9 protein-coding genes and 1 pseudogene are annotated in these 19,454 nt (G+C 73.9%); 6 read left to right on the forward strand and 4 right to left on the reverse strand.

The genetic code is table 11. From position 1 onward, the window contains the following. Positions 1 to 33: 33 nt before the first annotated feature. Both K7854_RS26500 and K7854_RS26505 read right to left on the reverse strand, forming a co-directional pair. A complete protein-coding gene (locus K7854_RS26500) occupies positions 34 to 474 on the reverse strand; it encodes a nuclear transport factor 2 family protein (protein WP_226029050.1) in 441 nt (146 codons plus the stop codon). Between the two features lie 4 nt (positions 475 to 478). After that, the gene (locus K7854_RS26505; RefSeq protein WP_226029051.1) at positions 479 to 889 is read right to left on the reverse strand and encodes an antibiotic biosynthesis monooxygenase family protein; all 411 of its coding nucleotides are present in this window, start codon (positions 887 to 889) and stop codon (positions 479 to 481) included. Positions 890 to 1,012: 123 nt separating this feature from the next. Between K7854_RS26505 and K7854_RS26510 the strand changes: the two genes are divergently transcribed. From K7854_RS26510 to K7854_RS26520, 3 genes are all read left to right on the forward strand, one after another. Next, positions 1,013 to 2,632 carry an FAD-dependent monooxygenase gene (locus K7854_RS26510; protein ID WP_226029052.1) on the forward strand — a complete coding sequence of 540 codons (1,620 nt, stop codon included), beginning with the start codon at positions 1,013 to 1,015 and terminating at the stop codon, positions 2,630 to 2,632. Between the two features lie 68 nt (positions 2,633 to 2,700). Beyond that, on the forward strand, positions 2,701 to 3,570 hold the full coding sequence (locus tag K7854_RS26515; RefSeq protein ID WP_226029053.1) for an SDR family oxidoreductase: 870 nt from the start codon (positions 2,701 to 2,703) through the stop codon (positions 3,568 to 3,570). 104 nt (positions 3,571 to 3,674) lie between these two features. Beyond that, positions 3,675 to 4,298, forward strand: a complete 624-nt coding sequence (locus tag K7854_RS26520; protein WP_226029054.1) for a TetR-like C-terminal domain-containing protein — start codon at positions 3,675 to 3,677, stop codon at positions 4,296 to 4,298. 61 nt (positions 4,299 to 4,359) lie between these two features. On the opposite strand, the gene K7854_RS26525 is transcribed toward K7854_RS26520, so the two are convergent. Then, a complete protein-coding gene (locus K7854_RS26525; protein ID WP_226029055.1) occupies positions 4,360 to 5,259 on the reverse strand; it encodes an AfsR/SARP family transcriptional regulator in 900 nt (299 codons plus the stop codon). A gap of 397 nt (positions 5,260 to 5,656) precedes the next feature. Between K7854_RS26525 and K7854_RS26530 the strand changes: the two are divergent. Both K7854_RS26530 and K7854_RS26535 read left to right on the forward strand, forming a co-directional pair. After that, positions 5,657 to 10,876: pseudogene (locus tag K7854_RS26530) on the forward strand (type I polyketide synthase); the annotation flags it as partial. A gap of 292 nt (positions 10,877 to 11,168) precedes the next feature. After that, positions 11,169 to 17,666, forward strand: a complete 6,498-nt coding sequence (locus K7854_RS26535; RefSeq protein WP_226029057.1) for a type I polyketide synthase — start codon at positions 11,169 to 11,171, stop codon at positions 17,664 to 17,666. Between the two features lie 39 nt (positions 17,667 to 17,705). On the opposite strand, the gene K7854_RS26540 is transcribed toward K7854_RS26535, so the two are convergent. After that, positions 17,706 to 18,437, reverse strand: coding sequence for a TetR/AcrR family transcriptional regulator (locus K7854_RS26540; protein ID WP_226029058.1), 732 nt, complete (start codon positions 18,435 to 18,437; stop codon positions 17,706 to 17,708). 182 nt (positions 18,438 to 18,619) lie between these two features. Here K7854_RS26540 and K7854_RS26545 point away from each other — a divergent pair, with 182 nt between their 5' ends. After that, the gene (locus K7854_RS26545; RefSeq protein WP_226029059.1) at positions 18,620 to 19,402 is read left to right on the forward strand and encodes a siderophore-interacting protein; all 783 of its coding nucleotides are present in this window, start codon (positions 18,620 to 18,622) and stop codon (positions 19,400 to 19,402) included. The last annotated feature ends 52 nt before the right edge of the window (positions 19,403 to 19,454 follow it).

Consider the following 19,454-nt stretch of genomic DNA (forward strand, 5'->3'; position numbering starts at 1 on the left):
CAACCTTCTTTCCTTCGCTTGACGTCGGCCGGCTCAGGTGCCGTCGTGGGTGATGAGGCGGTGCCTGACCCGCCACTGGCCGTCCTGGAGGACCAGGACGTCCTCGCCGGTGGTGCTGAGGTAGGTGGCGGCCCGGCCGCCGCGCGGGGTCTCGAAGACCATCGCGTAGTAGCGGGTCAGTACGGTGGCGGCGTCCTGCCGCTCCGCGGCGACCATGCCGAACCAGTGCCGCCGCTGCACGTCGAGCTTGGCGAGCCGCTCCATGCCGGCCCGCATCCGCTCGGCGATGACGGCGCGGCCCGTCCAGGGCTCGGGCTTCACGTTCTGCGCGAAGACGCCGTCCTCGGTGAAGCCGTCGGCCCACTCCTCGGCCTGCCGCTCGTCGAGGAGCTGCATCTGATGGGCGTAGAACTGCGTGATCCGGGAGTACGTCTCGGCGTCGACCGGGCTGGTGATCTTCAGGGGTCCGGACACCGGATCAGGCCTCCCCGACGCCGGACTCGACCAGGTCGGACAGGTGCGGCTCGCCCTTGATGACGGTGCCCAGGGCCTTGAGGCGGTTGCGGAACTCCGGCTCCTTCAGGGCCTGTTCGAACGAGGCCTGGTCCTCCCACTCCGCGACGTTGAAGTACACGGAGGAATCGCTCTGCGAGCGGACGAGCTGGTAGCGGATGAGGCCGGGACGGGTGCGCATGAACTCGGCGACATGGGCGTAGATGCGTTCCAGGTCCTCGGCCGCTCCGGTGAGCGTCAGCTTGTTGACGAAGACGACCACGACGACTCCTGTGTCTCGAAGGGTGACGGCGGCACTCGCGCGGACCGCCCCCGCCACCTTCGACGCCCCCGCTGATGACCTGTTGGGGCGGCGCTGGAGGAGCGCGTCGCCCACCGGGACCCCATCGGTGCTCCAACGGCCGTCCGCAGACTGGGCGCCCGGCCCGCCGGCCCCGTACGACGTCGGCGGGACGACCCCGAGTCGGACCAAGCGACCCAAGCGACCCAAGGAGTGGCCGTGTCGGACGAGCACGTACCCGTTCTCATCGTGGGCGGCGGCCTCGCCGGCCTCACCACCGCGCTGTTCCTGTCACTCCACGGCGTCCGGCCGCTGGTGGTGGAGAAGCACCCCGGCACCTCGGTCGTCATGAAGGCGCGCGGACAGTACCCCCACACCATGGAGGCGCTGCGGATCGGTGGCATCGCCGACCGCATCGCGGCCGCCGGACCGGACGCCGGCACCGGCGAGTTCTACATGGTGGTGGCCGACAGCCTGGCGGGGCCCGTCCTCAAGCGGATCATGACCGAGGGCGAGATGGCGATGCGCCACGTCTCCCCCGAGGACTGGGCGATGGCGGGCCAGGAACGCACCGAGGTGATCCTCGCCGACCGGGCCGGGGAGCTGGGCGCCGAGCTGTGCTTCGACACCGAACTCGTCTCGCTCACCCAGTCGGCGGACGTGGTCACGGCCGTGCTCAGGGACGTGCGCACCGGCACCGAGCGGACGGTGACCGCCGACTACGCGGTGGGCGCCGACGGCGCGCACAGCCGGGTGCGGCGGGAACTGGGCATCGGCATGCACGGCCGCGGCAACCTCGGCGAGATCTTCCGGGTCTTCTTCGACGCCGACCTGAGCGAGCCGCTGCGTGAGCTGCCCGGAGTCGCGGACGGCCGCAAGTTCGCGCTCTTCTGGCTCCAGCAGCCGGTGCCCGGCGTCTTCTACACCACGGACGTGCCCGGCCGTTACGGATACGTGCTCGGCATGTCCCAGAACCCGCCGGACTTCGCCGCCTTCACCGAGGAACGGTGCGCCGAGCTGGTCCGCACCGGTCTGGGCCTGCCCGACCTGCCCCTGGAGGTCGTCGAGACGGGGCGCACCGACATCGTCAGCGAGATCGCCGACCGGTTCAGCAGCGGCCGCGTCCACCTGGTGGGCGACGCGGCCAGGCTGGTGCCCGCGCCGGGCGGTCTGGGCGGCAACACCGCGATCACCGACGGCTTCTACCTGGCGTGGAAGCTGGCGATGGTCGTCAAGGGCGAGGCCGGCGGCGGGCTGCTGGACAGCCACGACGCGGAGCGCCGTCCGGTCTCGGAGATGATCGGGGAGCAGCAGCTGCGCAACACCGTGGAACGACTGGCGGACTACCTCGACGACGGGGCGCTCGCCGCGCCGCTCCCGCCCGTCGTCCAGGCCTTCGGCTACCGGTGTGCGCACGGCGCGGTGGTCCGCGAGCCCGACGACGCGGGGGAACTGCTGGAGGACCCGGCCGCCCCGACCGGCCGCCCCGGATCACGGGCGCCCTACGTGCGGCTGCCCGCGGGCTCGCCGGCCCCGTCCACCACCGCCCTGTTCGGCCGCTCCTTCGTCCTGCTCACCGGCGACGGCACGGGCGGCACCTGGACGGCCGCGGCCGCCGAGACGGCCCGGCGGCTCGGCATCGCCCTGCCGGTGCACCGGCTCGCCGGTACCGAGTGGGAGAAGAGCTACGGCGTGAGCGGGGCGGGCGCCGTACTGGTGCGGCCCGACCGCTTCGTCGCCTGGCGCTCCACCGGTCCGGCCGCGGACACCGAGGCCGCCCGGCAGGCCCTGGAGAGCGCCCTGCGCACCGTCCTGGACCGCCCGGAGACCGCCCGCTAGGACCGGGGCCGCCGCGACGGCCCCCGGCCCCCGACCCCGACCTTGCAAGGACGAACGAGGAGATGACGATGATTCTGGTGACCGGAGCCACGGGAAACGTGGGCGGAAAGGTGCTGTCGCTGCTGCGCGCGGGCGGGCACAAGGTGCGGGCCCTCAGCCGGGACCCGGAACGGGCCGGTCTCGCCGCGGATGCGGGCCTGGAGGTGGTCGCCGCCGACCTGGGGCGTCCTGAGACGCTGGCGCCCGCGCTGGACGGCGTGCAGAAGGTCTTCCTGATGTCGCTCGGCGCGAACAAGGCGACCCACGACGCGCACCTGGTGGCCGCGGCGCGGGAGGCGGGCGTCGAGCACGTCGTGCAGCTCTCCACCCTCGGCGTGGAGGTGGCCGAGGACCCGAAGACCAACCCCCTCGGTCACTGGCACCGGATCGCGGAGGACGCGCTGCGCGATTCCGGCGTGGCCTGGACGATCCTGCGGCCCAACGGCTTCATGAGCATGAACCTCGGCTGGGCCGCGTCGATCAAGGCCGAGGGGGTCGCCCGCGGCCCGCTCGCGGACGTGCCGGAGGCGATCGTCGACCCGCGGGACATCGCGGAGGTGGCGGTGCGGGCACTCACCGAGCCGGGCCACGAGGGCCGGGTCTACGAACTGACCGGGCCGCAGGCGCTGACCGGGCGGGAGCAGCTCGCCGTGATCGGCGCGCTGCTCGGACGGGACCTGCGCTTCGAGACGGTCCCGCTCGCCGCACACCGGGAGATGATGCTGCGGCACTTCTCCGAGGAGACCGTGAACGGGGTGATCACGACGCTGCGGGAGGCGATCGAGCACGGCAGCGAACTGCACGGCCGGCTGTCGCCCGACGTCCGTGACGTCCTCGGCCGTAAGCCGCGCTCCTTCGCCGACTGGGTCCACGACCACCTGGACTTCTACCGCGCATGACCGGCGCCCCGCCGCCCGGGCGGAACGGCCCGCCCGGGCGGCGGGGAGGAAGAACTGGCACACTCTGTACCGGACAGCAGATCCACGAACCACAGGGAGTATTCATGTCCACGTCTGCCGACGCCGCAGGACGCAGCCCGCGGGCGCCGGAGCGCGGCATGGATCCGCGGGCGGCCCGCAGCCGGGCCGCGGCACTCGCGGCGGCCCAGGAACTGCTGGTGGAGCAGGGGTGGGCCGCGGTCACCCACGTCGCCGTCGCCGCCCGCAGCGGCGTGGGCCGCACCACCCTGTACCGCCACTGGCCGGACTCCCCGTCCCTCATCTACGAAGCCATCGCCCAGCGCATCGCGAGCGCCCGACCGGCGCGCACCGGCAAACTCCGTGACGACCTGATCGCCCAGCTCAACGGTCTGCGCGCGCTGCTGCACGACCCGGTGGGGGAGCGCGGGATGCGGGTGGTCATCGAGCGGGCCGGCGTGGACCCGGCGTTCGCCGAGCTGAAGGAGTCGCTGTACCAGGCGGGCTCCGGAGGTTTCCGCGTGATCATCGAGCGGGCCAAGGAGAGCGGCGAACTCCCCGGCGGCCTGGACACCGAGCTGGCCATCGACCAGCTCGCGGGCCCGCTGATGTTCCACCGGCTCCTCGCGGAGCGCACCTTCGGCGCCGAGTACGTGCACTCCGTCGTCGACGCCTTCCTCGCGGCCAACCTGCCGCGCCGGAAGGGCTGAGGCGCCGCCCCGCAGCCGGGGGGCGCGCCGGTTCGGCCCTCGTCGCCACGGCGTGCGGCGCTCAGTGCCGCACGAGCTGCTCCGGGTGCCTGGCGGGCGCGCCGGCGGCCACCAGGTCGCCGCCCGCGGGCAGAGGCCGTCCGGCCGGTCCGCCGGGCTCGGCGGCCAGCACGGAGTCGGTGCACGCCGGGACGTCGAGGGCCGGGTCGCCCGCCAGGATCGCCTGGTGCAGACGGCGCACCCGCGCCGAGGGGTCCAGGCCCAGCTCGTCGCGCAGCACGGTGCTCAGCCGCCGCAGCACCTCCAGCGCCTGGGTGCGGCGCCCGGTGCGGTGCAGCGCGAGCATGAACTGGGCGTGCAGCCCCTCGTGCATCGGGTACTTGGCCGTGAGCCGGCTCAGCTCACCCAGCAGCTCCTGGTGCCGCCCGAGCCGGAGGTCCGCGGTGATGCGCTGCTCCCGCACGCTCGTGCGCTCCTCCTCCAGGCCGACGAGAAGCGCCCGCAGGACGGGACCGCGCTGTACGTCGGAGAGCGCCGCGCCCTGCCACAGCCGCAGGGCCTCGGAGAGACAGGCCGAAGCCCGCACGTCGTCGTGGTGGAGCGCCGAACGGCCCTCGCGCACCAGGGACCAGAAACGGTTGGTGTCGAGTTCGTCGTTGCGCACCGCCAGCAGATAACCGCCGTCACGGGTTTCCAGGATGAGGCGGGCCGCCTGCAGGCTGCCGATCCGCGGCACCCGCCGCAGACTGCGCCGGAGCTGGAGGATGTACGACTGGAGGGTCGAGAGCGCGCTGTTGGGAGGGGAGTTGTCCCACAGTTCCTCGATGCACGTGCCGGTGGACACGACCTGGTTCGCGTTGAGGAGCAGCAGGGTGAGCAGCTGTCGCTGCTTCGGGGCCGTCGGCGTGTAGGACTTCCCGCCCTCGCTCATGCGCAGGGGTCCCAGTACGGAGAATTCCACGTCGTCTCGCACACCTTCCGGAATAGTGACAGGATTCGAGTTGCCCGCGTTCGGCGGGGTGGTCAGTACCCCCTGTTTTGTGCGGCGGGAAATCACCGAATTGGAACGAAGATTAATCGGGTGTGCACATCTGTCGTCAACCGGCGGCTAACGCTCCCCGGTCCTCTCTGCCGCTACGGGACTTGACCTGCGAAATCCCACCCCCGGTAAGTGGGGAACTCGGTGGTAACGACCCGCTCTCCGGTGCGCCGGGGGCAGCAGTTACCGGCGCATGACTCGGTCCCGATTAGGGTCTGTGTGAATGTGGGTCCGTTGAAATTCGGTGCGTAGTCCTCGTGCGGGACATTCGTGATGCGGGAAAACAAGCGGTTGGATTCCGATGGCTGATGAGAAAGAACTGCGTGAGTACCTCAAGCGCGCGGTCGCGGACGCGCGCGATGCCCGGCGACGGCTGCGCGAGGTGGAGGACCGCGCGTGCGAGCCGATCGCGGTCGTGGGGATGGCGTGCCGGTACCCCGGCGGGGTGAGCAGCCCGCGCGAGCTGTGGGAGCTGGTCCACCGCGGGGCGGACGCGGTCTCCCGCTTCCCCGCCGACCGGGGGTGGGACGAGGACGTCTACGACCCCGACCCGGAACGCCCGGGCAAGTCCTACGTGCGTGAGGGCGGTTTCCTGGAGGACGTCGCCGGATTCGAGCCGGAGTTCTTCGGGATGTCGCCGCGGGAGGCGCTGGCGGCGGATCCGCAGCAGCGGCTGCTCCTGGAGACCGCGTGGGAGGCGATGGAGGACGCGGGCCTGGTGCCGGCCACGTTGCGCGGCAGCCGCACCGGGGTCTTCGCCGGGCTGATGTACCAGGGGTTCGCCGCGGACATCCTCGACGACGTCCCCGTCGAGGTCCAGGGCTACGTCGCCGGAGGCGCCTCCAGCAGCATCGCGGTGGGCCGGGTGTCGTACACCTTCGGGTTCGAGGGCCCCGCGGTGGCCGTGGACACGGCCTGTTCCTCGTCCCTGGTGGGGATCCACCTGGCGGCGACGGCCCTGCGCCAGGGGGAGTGCGACCTGGCGCTGGCCGGGGGCGTGACGGTGATGGCCACGCCGACCTCGTTCGTGGAGTTCTCCCGGCAGGGCGCGCTGTCACCGGCGGGGCGCTGCAAGTCGTTCGCGGCGGACGCGGACGGCACGGTGTGGGGCGAGGGTGCGGGTCTGGTGCTGCTGGAGCGGCTGTCGGACGCGCGTCGGCTGGGGCACCGGGTGCTGGCGGTGGTGCGGGGTTCGGCGGTGAACCAGGACGGTGCGTCGAACGGTCTGACGGCTCCGAACGGTCCTTCGCAGGAGCGGGTGATCCGGGAGGCGTTGGGCAGTGCGGGGCTGTCGTACGCGGATGTGGACGTGGTGGAGGCGCACGGGACGGGGACGCGGCTGGGTGATCCGATCGAGGCGCAGGCGCTGCTGGCGACGTACGGGCAGCAGCGCCGGGAGGGGCGTCCGCTGTACCTGGGGTCGCTGAAGTCCAACATCGGACACAGCCAGGCCGCCGCCGGGGTGGGCGGTGTGATCAAGATGGTGGAGGCGATGCGGCGCGGGGTGCTGCCCAGGACCCTGCACGTGGACGCCCCGTCGCCCCGGGTCGACTGGGACTCGGGTGCGGTGGAGCTGCTCACCGAGGCCAGGCCCTGGCCCGAGACGGGGGCGCCGCGCCGCGCGGGTGTCTCCTCCTTCGGCATCGGCGGGACGAACGCGCACGTGATCGTGGAGGAGGCTCCCGAGGAGCCGTCCACGGAGCCGGTGGAGCCGGTGCAGCCGGACCCTGCCACCGGACTGCCGGTGGTGCCGTGGGTGGTGTCGGGGCGCACGGCGGAGGGCCTGCGGGGCCAGGCGGCGCGGCTGCTGGCGGCCGTGGCGGCCGACGACGCCCCGGAACCCCGGGACGTGGCCTGGACCCTCGTGTCGGAGCGGGCCGTGCTGGACTCGGCCGCGGTGGTGGTCGGCGCCACCCGGGCCGAGCTGGCGCGCGGCCTGCGGGCCCTGGCATCGGGTGCGCCGGACGCTTCGGTGACGGTCGAGCCCTCGCGCTCGCGCGGCACGCCGCACCTCGCCTTCGTGTTCACCGGGCAGGGGGCGCAGCGGCTGGGAATGGGCCGGGAGTTGTACGAGTCGGTACCCGAGTTCGCCGCCTTCTTCGACGAGGTGTGCGGGGAACTGGACGCCCACCTCGCGCACCCGCTCAAGCAGGTGGTGTTCGCCCGGGAGGGATCGGAGCAGGCGGGACTGCTGGACCGTACGGAGTTCACCCAGCCGGCGCTGTTCGCGATCGAGGTGGCGCTGTTCCGGCTGCTCGAACGGTTCGGCGTGGTCCCCGAGTTCGTGGCCGGTCACTCGGTGGGCGAGGTGGCCGCGGCCCATGCGGCGGGCGTGCTGTCGCTGGCGGACGCGGCCCGGCTGGTGGCGGCGCGGGGCCGGCTGATGGGATCGGCCCGCGAGGGCGGCGCGATGCTCGCCGTCCAGGCCGGCCCCGAGCAGGTCGCGGACGACCTGGCCGGACTGGAGGGCCGGGTGTCCCTGGCGGCGGTCAACGGCCCGGAGAACGTGGTGGTGTCCGGTGACGCCGATCTGGTGGACGACCTCGGGACGCGGTGGCGTGCCGAGGGGCGCAGAGTACGCCGGCTCCGGGTGAGCCACGCCTTCCACTCGCCGCACATGGACGAGGTGCTCGACGAGTTCGAGCGGGTCGTCGAGGGACTCTCCCTCCAGGCACCGCGGATCGCGCTGGTGTCGACGGTGACGGGCGAGGCCCTGTCCGCGCGGGAGGCGTGTTCACCGCGGTACTGGGTGCGGCAACTGCGCGAGGCGGTGCGGTTCTTCGACGCGGTGCGCTCCCTGGAGCAGGAGGGCGTCGCCGGCTTCGTCGAGATCGGCCCGGACGCGGTGCTCAGCGCCCTGGTCCCGGCCGGGACCGAACGGGAGCCCGGCCTGGTGGCACCGGCGCTGCGGGCGGACCGGCCGGAGGGTGAGTCGCTGGCCTCGCTGCTGGGCCTGCTGCACACCCGCGGGCGTCGCGTCGAGTGGCCGCGGGTGCTGCCGGGGGCGGCGCGGGCGGACCTGCCGACGTACGCCTTCCAGCGCAAGCGGTACTGGCTGGAGGCGCGCGCCGGGCGGGAGGACGCGGCCGGCCTCGGCCTCACCGGAGCCGGGCACCCGCTGCTCGGTGCCTCGCTCGCGCTCGCCGAGCAGGACGAGGTGCTGCTGACCGGGCGCGTCTCCCGCCGCACCCATCCCTGGCTGGCCGACCACACCGTCCTCGGCACCGCCGTACTGCCCGCCTCGATGTACGTCGAACTCGCCGTCCGGGCGGGCGACGAGGCGGGCTGCACGGTGCTGGAGGAACTCGGCCTGGCCGCCCCGCTGACGCTGCCGGAGGCGGGCGGGCTCCAGATCCAGGTCCGCGTCAAGGCCCCCGGCCAGGACGGCCGGCGCGCCGTCACCGTCCACGTCCGGCCCGACCCGGCAGACCTGGACGCCGCGGACGTCCCCTGGCGCGTCGGGGCCAGCGGAGTCCTGGCGGCCGACGGAGCCGCACCCGCGCCCGCCCCGGCCGAAGGGCGAACCGGAGACCCGGACCGCGAGCGGCAGCATGGCCCTGCGGCGAGGACGACCGAAGTACGCCTGCCGGAGGAACTGCAGGCCGAGGCCGCGCGCTACCACCTGCACCCCGCCCTGCTGGACGCCGCGCTGGCCGCGGCCCCGGCTCCCGCGGCGGACGGTGCGACGGGCATCCTCGTGCCCGCCGTCTGGCGCGACGTGCGACTGCACGCCGTGGGCGCCGGCACCGCGGGAGTACGCACGGCCCGCATCGACGACGACACCGTCGCGCTGGACCTCCTGGATCCCGAGGGCCGGCCGGTGCTCGCGGTCGGCTCGCTCACCTACCGGGTCGTCCCCGAGGACGAGTTCGGCGCGGCCGCCGAGCCGCTCGGCGAGGGCCTGTCCGCGATCGAGTGGGTTGCCCACGACGTCACCGCCGGGCCCGCCGCCCGCTGGGCGGTGGTCGGCGCCGACGTGCCCGGCGCCGCCCGCTTCGAGGACCTCGGCGCGGCCGCCCTGGCCGCCGCCTCGGACCGGGACGCCTTCGACCTGCTGCTCGTGCCGTGGGCGTCCACGGGCGACGTGCACGAGGGAACGCGCCGGGCGCTCTCCTTCGTGCAAGAACTCCTGGCCGCGGACGCGCTGCGCGGCACACCGGTCGTGGTGCTGTCCCGGGGCGCGGTCGCCGCGGGACAGGACGACGCGGCGCGCCTCGACCCGGAGGCGGCGGCCGTACGCGGTCTGCTGCGCACCGCGGGTGCCGAAGGCGTGGACGGCCTCGTACTGGCCGACATCGACACGGACACCCCGCCGCTGGACCTGCTGGCCTGGGCGGCGCGGACCGGGGAGTCGGAACCGGCGGTGCGCGAGGGCCGCGTCCACGTGCCCCGGCTGCGTCCGGTCCCGGCCGGTGACCCGGCAGGCGACCCGGCCGGGCCGCCGTGGACGACGGACGGCACGGTCCTGGTCACCGGTGGCACCGGAACCCTCGGGGCCGTGCTGGCCCGGCACCTGGTGGCCGAGCACGGGGTGCGGCACCTGCTGCTGGTCGGCCGCCGCGGTGCCGAGGCGCCCGGAGCGGAGGAACTGGCCGCCGAGCTGGGCGAGTCCGGCGCGCACGTGACGCTGGCCGCGTGCGACGCGGCGGACCGGGAGGCGCTGGCCGGGGTGCTGGCCGCGATACCCGAGGACCGCCCGCTGACGGCGGTGGTGCACGCGGCCGGTGTGCCGCAGGACGCACTGCTGTCCGCGATGACGCCCCAACAGCTCGACCGGGTCCTGCGGCCCAAGGCCGTCGCGGCCCGCAACCTGCACGAACTCACCCGGCATCTGGACCTCACCGCCTTCGTCGTCTGCTCCTCCCCGGCCGGCACGCTCGGCGGTCCCGGCCGGGCGAACACGGCGGCGGCCGAGGCGTACGCCGAAGCCCTGGCCCGCCACCGCGAGGCGATCGGACTGCCCGCCACCGCCGTGGCCTGGGCGCCGTGGGAACCCGTCGGCGCGGGCGAGGAGCGGCCCGACGGCGGCACGGCGCGGCGCGCCGGTCCCACCCTGTTCCGGCCCCTCACCGCCGACCGGGGCCTCGCGCTCTTCGACCGGGCGGTCGCCCTCGGCAGCGGCAAGGCCGGTGCCCCCGCGGTGATCGCGGGCGTCGTGGACCGGGCCGCGCTGCGCGCCCACGAGGTCGTGCCGCCCGCGCTGCGCGACCTGGCCGAGCGGGCGGGGCGCCGGAGCGCGCACACCGCGGCCGACGCGGGGGGCGCCCCGCTGGCCGACCGGCTCGCGGCTGTGGACGACACGGAACGCGAGGCACTCGTCCTGGACCTGGTCCGCACGGAGGCCGCCTGGGTGACCGGGCAGCCCGATCTGCACGCGATCGTCCCGGACCAGGCCTTCCAGGAGACCGGGTTCGACTCGCTGGCGGCCGTGCAGCTGCGCAACCGCCTCACGGCCGCGACCGGGCTGAACCTGCCGGCCACCCTGGTCTTCGACCACCCGACCCCGCGCGACGTCGCCCACCACCTGGTCGGGCGGCTGGCTCCGGCCGAGGCCGACGTCTCCGCGCGGGTCCTTTCCGAACTGGACCGCATCGACGCCATGCTCGCGGCGGTCTCCGAGGACGAGCGGCACCGGAACATGGTGCGGCGCCGCCTGCAGGCCATGGCGTCCAGGCTCGGCACCCCGGCGGAGGGCACCGCCCACCCGGACGAGCCGGCGCCGACGGCCCGGATCGAGTCCGCGTCGGTGGACGAGCTGTTCGCCCTCATCGACACGGAACTCTCCGGCCCGCCGACCGATGACCAGACTTCCTGAAAGGCATACCGAGTCGATGTCCAATGAAGACAAGCTTGTCGACTACCTCAAGCGGGTGACGTCCGACCTCCAGGAGACCCGCAGGCGGCTGGCCGAGCGGGAGGCGGCCGACGAGGAGCCCGTCGCCATCGTGGGCATGGCCTGCCGCTATCCCGGCGACGTCGCCTCGCCGGCCGATCTGTGGAACCTGGTCGACCAGGGGACGGACGCGGTCACGGAACTGCCGCACGACCGGGGCTGGGACATCGAGCGGATCAAGGAGAAGAGCTACTCGGTGGAGGCGGGCTTCGTGCACGCCGCCCCCCTGTTCGACCCGGGATTCTTCGGCATCTCGCCGCGCGAGGCCGTGGCGATGGACCCGCAGCAGCGGCTGCTGCTGGAGGTCTCCTGGGAGCTGTTCGAGCACGCGCGACTGGACGTCACCACGCTCAAGGGCAGCCGGACCGGCGTGTTCGTCGGCATCGTCGAGGAGAGCTACCTCGGGCTCAACGCGCCCGAGGAGTTCGAGGGCTACCTCATGACCAGCAAGCTCAGCAGCGTCGCCTCGGGCCGGATCTCCTACACGTACGGCTTCGAGGGGCCCGCGGTGTCGCTCGACACGGCCTGCTCCTCCTCCCTCGTCGCGATGCACTCGGCGATCCGGTCGCTGCGGTCCGGGGAGTCGACCCTGGCCGTCGCCGGCGGGGTGACGGTCAGCTGCGACCCCGGCGGCCTCATCGACTTCGCCCGGCAGCGCGGTCTCGCCGCCGACGGGCGGTGCAAGTCGTTCGCCGCCGCCGCCGACGGCACCGCCTGGTCGGAGGGTGCGGGTCTGGTGCTGCTGGAGCGGTTGTCGGACGCGCGTCGGCTGGGGCACCGGGTGCTGGCGGTGGTGCGGGGTTCGGCGGTGAACCAGGACGGTGCGTCGAACGGTCTGACGGCTCCGAACGGTCCTTCGCAGGAGCGGGTGATCCGGGAGGCGTTGGGCAGTGCGGGGCTGTCGTACGCGGATGTGGACGTGGTGGAGGCGCACGGGACGGGGACGCGGCTGGGTGATCCGATCGAGGCGCAGGCGCTGCTGGCGACGTACGGGCAGCAGCGCCGGGAGGGGCGTCCGCTGTACCTGGGGTCGCTGAAGTCCAACATCGGGCACAGCGTCGCCGCCGCCGGGGTGGGCGGTGTGATCAAGATGGTGGAGGCGATGCGGCGCGGGGTGCTGCCGAAGACGCTGCACGTGGACGCCCCGACACCGCAGGTCGACTGGGACTCGGGTGCGGTGGAGCTGCTCACCGAGGCCAGGCCCTGGCCCGAGACGGGGGCGCCGCGCCGGGCCGCCGTCTCCTCCTTCGGCGTGAGCGGGACGAACGCGCACCTGGTGCTGGAGCAGGTTCCCGAGGAGACCGCCGCGGAGCCGGAGCCGGACCCCGCCTCCGCGCTGCCGGTGGTGCCGTGGGTGGTGTCGGGGCGTTCACCGGAGGGCCTGCGGGGCCAGGCGGCGCGGCTGCTGGCGGCCGTGGCGGCCGACGACGCCCCGGAACCCCGGGACGTGGCCTGGTCACTGGTGTCGACCCGCGCGGTGCTCGAGGACCGCGCGGTCGTCACCGGCGGTTCCCGCGAAGAGCTGGTGGCCGGCCTGGGCGCGCTGTCCCGCGGCGAGTCCGCACCGGGAGTGGTGAAGGGCACCGCCTCGGCCGCCGCAGGACGGGCGGTGTTCGTGCTGCCCGGACAGGGCACGCAGTGGGCGGGCATGGCGGTGGAACTGCTGGACACGTCGCCGGTGTTCGCCGACCGGATGGAGGCGTGCGGCCGGGAGCTGGCCGAGTTCGTCGACTGGGACCTGGAGGCCGTGCTCCGCCGGGCGCCGGGCGCGCCGACGCTGGACCGCGTCGACGTGGTGCAACCGGTGTCCTGGGCGGTGATGGTGTCGCTGGCGGCCCTGTGGCGCTCCTACGGAGTGGAACCGGCCGCGGTGGTCGGCCACTCGCAGGGCGAGATCGCGGCCGCGTGCGTGGCCGGTGCGCTGACCCTGGCGGACGGGGCCCGCGTGGTGGCGCTGCGGTCGCAGGCGATCGCGGCCGGACTGGCCGGCGGGGGCGGGATGGTGTCCGTGGCCCGGTCGGCTGCGGACGTCGAGGCCCGGCTGGCGCGGTACCCGGGCCGCCTGGAGGTCGCCGCGCTGAACGGCCCCGCGTCCGTCGTGGTGGCGGGCGACCCGGACGCGCTGGACGAACTCCTCGCGGAGTGCGAGGCGGAGGGCGTACGGGCCCGGCGGATCGCGGTGGACTACGCCTCGCACACCTGGCACGTGGAGCGGATCGAGGACGAACTGGCCCGGGTGCTCGCCGGACTGCGGCCGACGGCCTCCAGCGTGCCGCTCTTCTCGACGACCACCGGGGAGTGGCTGGACACCTCCACGATGGACGCCGGGTACTGGTACCGGAACCTGCGCCGGACGGTGCGCTTCCAGCCCGCCGTCGAGTCGCTGGCCGCCGCGGGCTTCGGGACGTTCATCGAGGTCAGTGCGCACCCGGTGCTGTCCACGAGCGTCCAGGAGACGCTGGAGAGCGTGGTCCGGGCCGAGGTTCCGGTCGTCGTGGCGGGGACCCTGCGCCGGGACGAGGGCGGCCTGGGCCGGTTCCTGACCTCGCTGGCCGAGGTCTGGGTGCAGGGCGTGGACGTCGACTGGGCCGGCGCCCTGGCCGGCACGGGCGCCCGCCGGGTGGACCTGCCGACCTACGCCTTCCAGCGCAAGCGGTACTGGCTCGACGAGCAGGCCGTCACGGGGGACGCGGCGAGTCTCGGGCTCGCCGGTGCCGGGCACGCGATCCTGGGCGCCGCGGTGCCGGTGGCGGACGGGGACGAGGTCCTGCTCACCGGGCGGATCTCCCGGCTCACCCACCCCTGGATCGCCGGACACGGCGCCCTCGGCCTCGACGTCGTGCCGTCCTCGGTCCTCGTCGAACTCGCCGTCCGGGCGGGCGACGAGACGGGCTGCACACTGCTGGAGGAACTCACCCTCGCCACCCCGCTGGTGCTGCCCGAGACGGGCGGGCTCCAGATACAGGTACGGGTCGGCGCCCGGGACGACACCGGCCGCCGCACCGTCACCGTCTCGGCGCGCACCGACGCCGCCGACACGCTCTGGACGGTCCACGCCTCGGGCCTCCTGGGCAGCACCCTGGAGACGGCCGACGGGCCGGGCCTGCCGGAATGGCCGCCGCCCGGCGCCGAGGAGATCACCCCGGGCGACGGCTCCGCCCTCCCGGTTGCGGACGGTGCCGAGAACGGCCCGGCGCCCGAGGGCCGCACCTCTGCCTGGCGGCTGGGCGAGAGCCTGTTCGCGGAGGTGAGCCTGCCCGAGCGACTGCAGGCCGGCTGCCCGTACTTCGGGCTGCACCCGGCGCTGCTGGACATGGCCGCCCGGGTCGTCGAGCTGGCCGGGGAGCCCGCCGCCGGTCACTCGCCGGTCGCCGACTGGCGCGGGGTGCGCCTGCACGCCACCGGAGCCGCCGCCCTGCGGGTCCGGCTCGACCGGGTCGCGGACGGCTACACCCTGCTGGTGGCGGACCGCGCCGGGCGCCCCGTGCTCAGCGCCGAGCGGGTCACCCCGCGCGCGGTGACCACCCGGACGCTCGGCCCGGCGCTCAAGCACGGCTACGACGCCCTGTTCGAGATGGTCTGGAAGCCGCTGCACGGCACCCCGGACGACACCGGCTCGCCGCGCTGGGGCATCCTCGGCGGCAGCCGGGGCATCACCGTGCCCGGCGCCCGCCGCTTCGCCGACGTACCCGCCGTCGTGGGCGCCGGCGAGCCGGTGGACGCGCTGCTCCTCGACCTCACCGAAAACCGGCAGCCGGCGTCCGGGGCGGACGTCCCCGGCGCGGTGCGCGCGGACGCGCACCGGATGCTGGCGCTGCTCCAGGAATGGCTGGCGCAGGAAGGGCTGGCCACCCGGCTCGTGGTGGCGACCCGGGGTGCGATGAGCCCGCTGGGGGAGGGGGCGGCGGAGCCGGCCGCCGCCGCGCTGTGGGGGCTGCTGCGCTCGGCGCAGTCGGAGGCACCCGGCCGGATCGTGCTGGCCGACCTCGACGACGACCCGCGCTCCGGGGCCGCGCTGCCGGCGGTCCTCGCGTCGCAGGAGGCGCAGACGGCGATCAGGAAGGGCCGGATCCTCGTCCCCGGGCTGCGCCGTGTCGCGCCGTCGGCCCCCGCCCAGGACCCGGCCGCCGACCGCAACCGGTGGCGGCCCGACGGAACGGTCCTGATCACCGGTGGTACCGGCTCCCTGGGCGCCCTGTTCGCCCGCCGGCTCGTCGTCGAGCACGGGGTGGCGCGGCTGCTGCTGGTGAGCCGACGCGGTCCGGACGCGCCCGGGGCGCAGGCGCTGCGCCGGGAACTGACCGCGCTCGGTGCCGAGGTGGACATCGCCGCGTGCGACATCGCCGACCGGCAGGCGCTGGCGGACCTGCTGGCCGGTGTGCCCGCGGACCGCCCGCTGACCGGCGTCCTGCACACGGCCGGTGTGCTGGACGACGGGCTGGTGCCGGACCAGACGCCCGAGCGGCTCGACACCGTGATGCGTCCCAAGGTCGACGCCGCGTGGCACCTGCACGACCTCACCCGCGACCTCGACCTGACGGCGTTCGTCCTCTTCTCCTCCGTCGCCGGTGTGATCGGCGGCGCCGGACAGTCCAACTACGCGGCCGCCAACGTCTTCCTCGACGCCCTGGCCGAGCACCGCGCCGCCGCGGGACTCGCCGCGACCTCGGTGGCCTGGGGCGTGTGGACCCAGGACAGCGGCATGACCGGCCACCTGGACGAGGCGGACCTCAACCGCATCGCGCGAGGCGGCTTCCGGCCCATCGGGCAGGAACAGGGCCAGGCCATGCTCGACATCGCGCTGCGGCTGGGCACACCGGCCCTGGTGGGCATGCCGCTGGACGCGGCGACCCTGCGCGAACGGCCCGCACAGATACCGGCCGTGCTACGGGGACTGCTGCGCACACCGGTGCGCCGCGCGGCCCAGAACGTCGACAACGGCTTCGACAACCTGCTCGGGCGGCTGACCGGACTCGACGAGAAGGAACAACTGCGCCGCGTGCTCGACCTGGTCCTGGCCGAGACCGCCACCGTGCTCGGGCACACGAGCGTCGACGGCATCCGGCCGAAACAGCGGTTCACCGAGCTGGGCTTCGACTCGCTCACCTCCGTGGAGCTGCGCAACCAGCTGATCGCCACCACCGGCTGCCGGCTCCCGGCCACGGTGGTCTTCGACCGGCCCACTCCGGCCGAACTCGCGGCCTTCCTGCGCAACGTCCTGCTGGAGCGGCTCGGGGAGCAGGTCGTCGCACCGCACGACGAGGTCGACTTCGCGGCCGAGATCGAGCTGCCCGCCGACATCGTCCCCGCGCCGGAGGTGTCCTACGAGGTCACGGACCCGCAGGAGGTGCTGCTGACGGGCGCCACCGGCTTCCTCGGCGCCTTCCTGCTCCGTGACCTGATGCGCTCGGGCCACGGCCGGGTGCACTGCCTCGTCCGCGGCGCCGACGAACGGGCGGCGCGGGAGCGGCTGAGGACGAGCCTGGAGTGGTACCAGGTGTGGGACGAGATCGACCCCGACCGCCTCTCGGTGGTCGTCGGCGACCTCGCCGCCCCGCGCCTCGGGCTCGACGAGGCGGACTTCGACACCCTGGCCAGGCGGGTGGACGCCGTCTACCACGCCGGCGCGACCGTCAACTGGCTCTATCCGTACACCGAGCTGAAGGCGCCCAACGTGTCCGGCACCGTCGAGGTGCTGCGGCTGGCCGCCCGGCACCGGTCGGTGCCCGTCCACTACGTGTCGACCACCGGCGTCTTCGCCGGCGGGGAGCCCGGCGGCGCGCCCCGCGGGCCCCAGGACCCGACCGCGCCGGTGGAGTCGCAGCCCACCGGCTACGTGCAGAGCAAGTGGGTGGCGGAGCAGATCGCGGCCCTCGCCGTGGCACGCGGACTGCCGGTCACCGTCCACCGGGCGGACGTCATCTCGGGCGACCGGGTCCGGGGCGCCTGCCAGACCAGTGACTTCGTGTGGCTCAGCCTCAAGGGCCTGGTCCAGGCGGGCGCGGCGCCCGAAGGCCTGGGCGGGAGCGTGCACTTCGTGCCGGTCGACTACGTGAGCGCGGCGATCGTCGCCCTGTCCCGGAAGAAGGAGGCGACCGGCCAGACCTTCCACCTCTTCAACCAGAGCGGAGCGACCTTCCGCGGGTGCGTGGAGTACCTGCGGGCGTACGGCTACGCGATCGAGGAGCTGGACCACTCCGCCTGGCGCGCCCGGGTGCGGGCGGACCGGGACAACGCCATGCTGCCGCTCTTCGACGCCTTCGAGGCGATCGCCCTGTCCGGCGACGAGACCGCGGCGGGCATCGACACGGCCTCCACGGAGGCGGCCCTGGTCGGCACCGGCGTGGAGTGCCCGCCGCTCACCGAGGAACTCTTCCGCAGGTACGTCGACTTCTTCGTGCGCGTCGGCCACTTCCCCGCGCCCGGGCGGCGTTGACGCCCGGCGGCGGCCCGGCCGGTGCCGGCCGGGCCGCCGCTACGACGCCTGCGGGGGGTCGTACTCCAGGTGGTGCATGGCGCACAGCTCCCGCAGGGTCTCCTCGAAGACCGGCTCCAGGTCGGAGTAGGCGAAGTCCAGTTGGTGGAGGACTTCCATGCACAGCAGGCCGTAGAGCCTGATCCAGCTCGTCAGGAACTGGTGCAGTGCCTCGGGCGGCAGCGGACTGTCGGACCGCTTCGCGTACGCGAGGATCTGCCGCTGCAGTGAGGGGTCCAGGTCCTTGAACGGCCGGGCCGGGACGGGGTTCTGCTCCCAGATGTCGACGAACTGGTCGAGGAAGACCTTCTCGAACTGCTGCCCGGCGCGCAGCCGCGGCGACTCGGCGTCGGTGCGGGCCGCCGCGTCGACCGGGCTGGCGAACATCCAGCTGAACTCGCCGGGGTGCTGGATGGCCCAGGCCCGCATCGAGCGACAGGTGGCGGTGAGCCGTCTGCCGGGCTGTCCGGGCGGGCAGGCGTCCCGCGCCGCGTGCATCGTCGTCGTCAACTCCTGGTAGAAGTCCGCGATCACTGCCTCGACCAGCGCGTCATGACTGGGGTAGTAGCGGTACACGGCGGGGCCGCTCATGCCCATCTCGCGGGCCACGGCGTTGACCGTCACGCCCGTCGGGCCGTGCTCGCGCAGGAGTTGGCGGGCCGTGCTGCGGATCTCCAGCAGGGTGGCTTGCCGCCGCTTCTGCACGCGGCTGCTTGACGTCTGCTGCGGCATCTTCTGTCCTCACTTCCAGTCATTGACATGATAGGCAAGCTATGGTTGGTTAGTGGCAGTAATCTAAGTCATGGCGTCAAACATTAATGAGTAATCGACGCATAGTCCACAGTCGCGGTGCGCAAGAGGCCGGGTGCAAGAGACTGAGCGGCTGATCGACGCGCCGGGGAGAAGGAGTCCTCATGTCGGACGGTACGGTGAAGCCCGCGCGGCGCCCGTCACTCAACCCCCTGGAACACATCTTCGCCAAGCAGCGGACGGAGGGGGTCGTCACCGACACGGGACTGGTGACCCCGACGATGAAGCGCATCAGGATCGCCGCCGACGGGCTGAGGGGAACGGTCGTGCCGCCCGGTCGGCACCTGCGGATCCAGATCAACGACCCCCTGTCGCTGTACGGGATCCTGCGTCCGGGCGAGACCCTGCGCACCTACTCGGTCTGGGACCAGTCGGCCGACGGGCGAGAGGTGGAGATCCGGGCGCATCTCTACGACGGCGAGGGTATCGGACTGCGCTGGGTCCGTGACGTGGAGCCCGGCGAAGAGGTCTCGTTCTGGGGGCCGTTGGGCGACTTCGACCTCCGGGCGGACGCTCCGTACCACGTGTTCGTCGGCGAGGAGACCGCGTCCGCCGCGTTCGGGCCCATGATCAGGGCGCTCGGGGACGAGGCGCGGGTGTACGGGGTGCTGGAGAGCGAGTCCCCCGAGGACGAGGTGCCCGTGCCGGGACCGCACGTCCTGGGACGCGTGCATCGGAAGGGCGCGTCCCCCGTCTCCTCGAAGGCCCTGCTCGGCGCGGTGTCGGACCTGGACCTCCCCGAAGAGGCCGGCATGGCCTACGTCGCCGGCGAGGCGCGTACCTGCCAGGCGGTCCGGGACCACCTCGTCCATGTGCGCAAGTGGCCTCGCATGCAGATCAAGGTCAAGCCGTTCTGGACACCCGGGAAGAAGGGGCTGCACCACTGAGCCGAGGGACAGGTTCGGTGGCCGGCCCCTGGCCCCCCTCCCTGTGGCGCGG

Origin of the sequence: Streptomyces hyderabadensis, assembly GCF_020404845.1 — a bacterium.
GTDB classification, from domain to species: Bacteria; Actinomycetota; Actinomycetes; order Streptomycetales; family Streptomycetaceae; genus Streptomyces; species Streptomyces hyderabadensis.

Coding starts and splice junctions, on each gene's coding strand:
- K7854_RS26515 (WP_226029053.1), top strand. CDS start 2,701: ATGATTCTGGTGACCGGAGCCACGGGAAACGTGGGCGGAAAGGTGCTG.
- K7854_RS26520 (WP_226029054.1), top strand. CDS start 3,675: ATGTCCACGTCTGCCGACGCCGCAGGACGCAGCCCGCGGGCGCCGGAG.
- K7854_RS26535 (WP_226029057.1), top strand. CDS start 11,169: ATGTCCAATGAAGACAAGCTTGTCGACTACCTCAAGCGGGTGACGTCC.
- K7854_RS26540 (WP_226029058.1), bottom strand. CDS start 18,437: ATGCCGCAGCAGACGTCAAGCAGCCGCGTGCAGAAGCGGCGGCAAGCC.
- K7854_RS26545 (WP_226029059.1), top strand. CDS start 18,620: ATGTCGGACGGTACGGTGAAGCCCGCGCGGCGCCCGTCACTCAACCCC.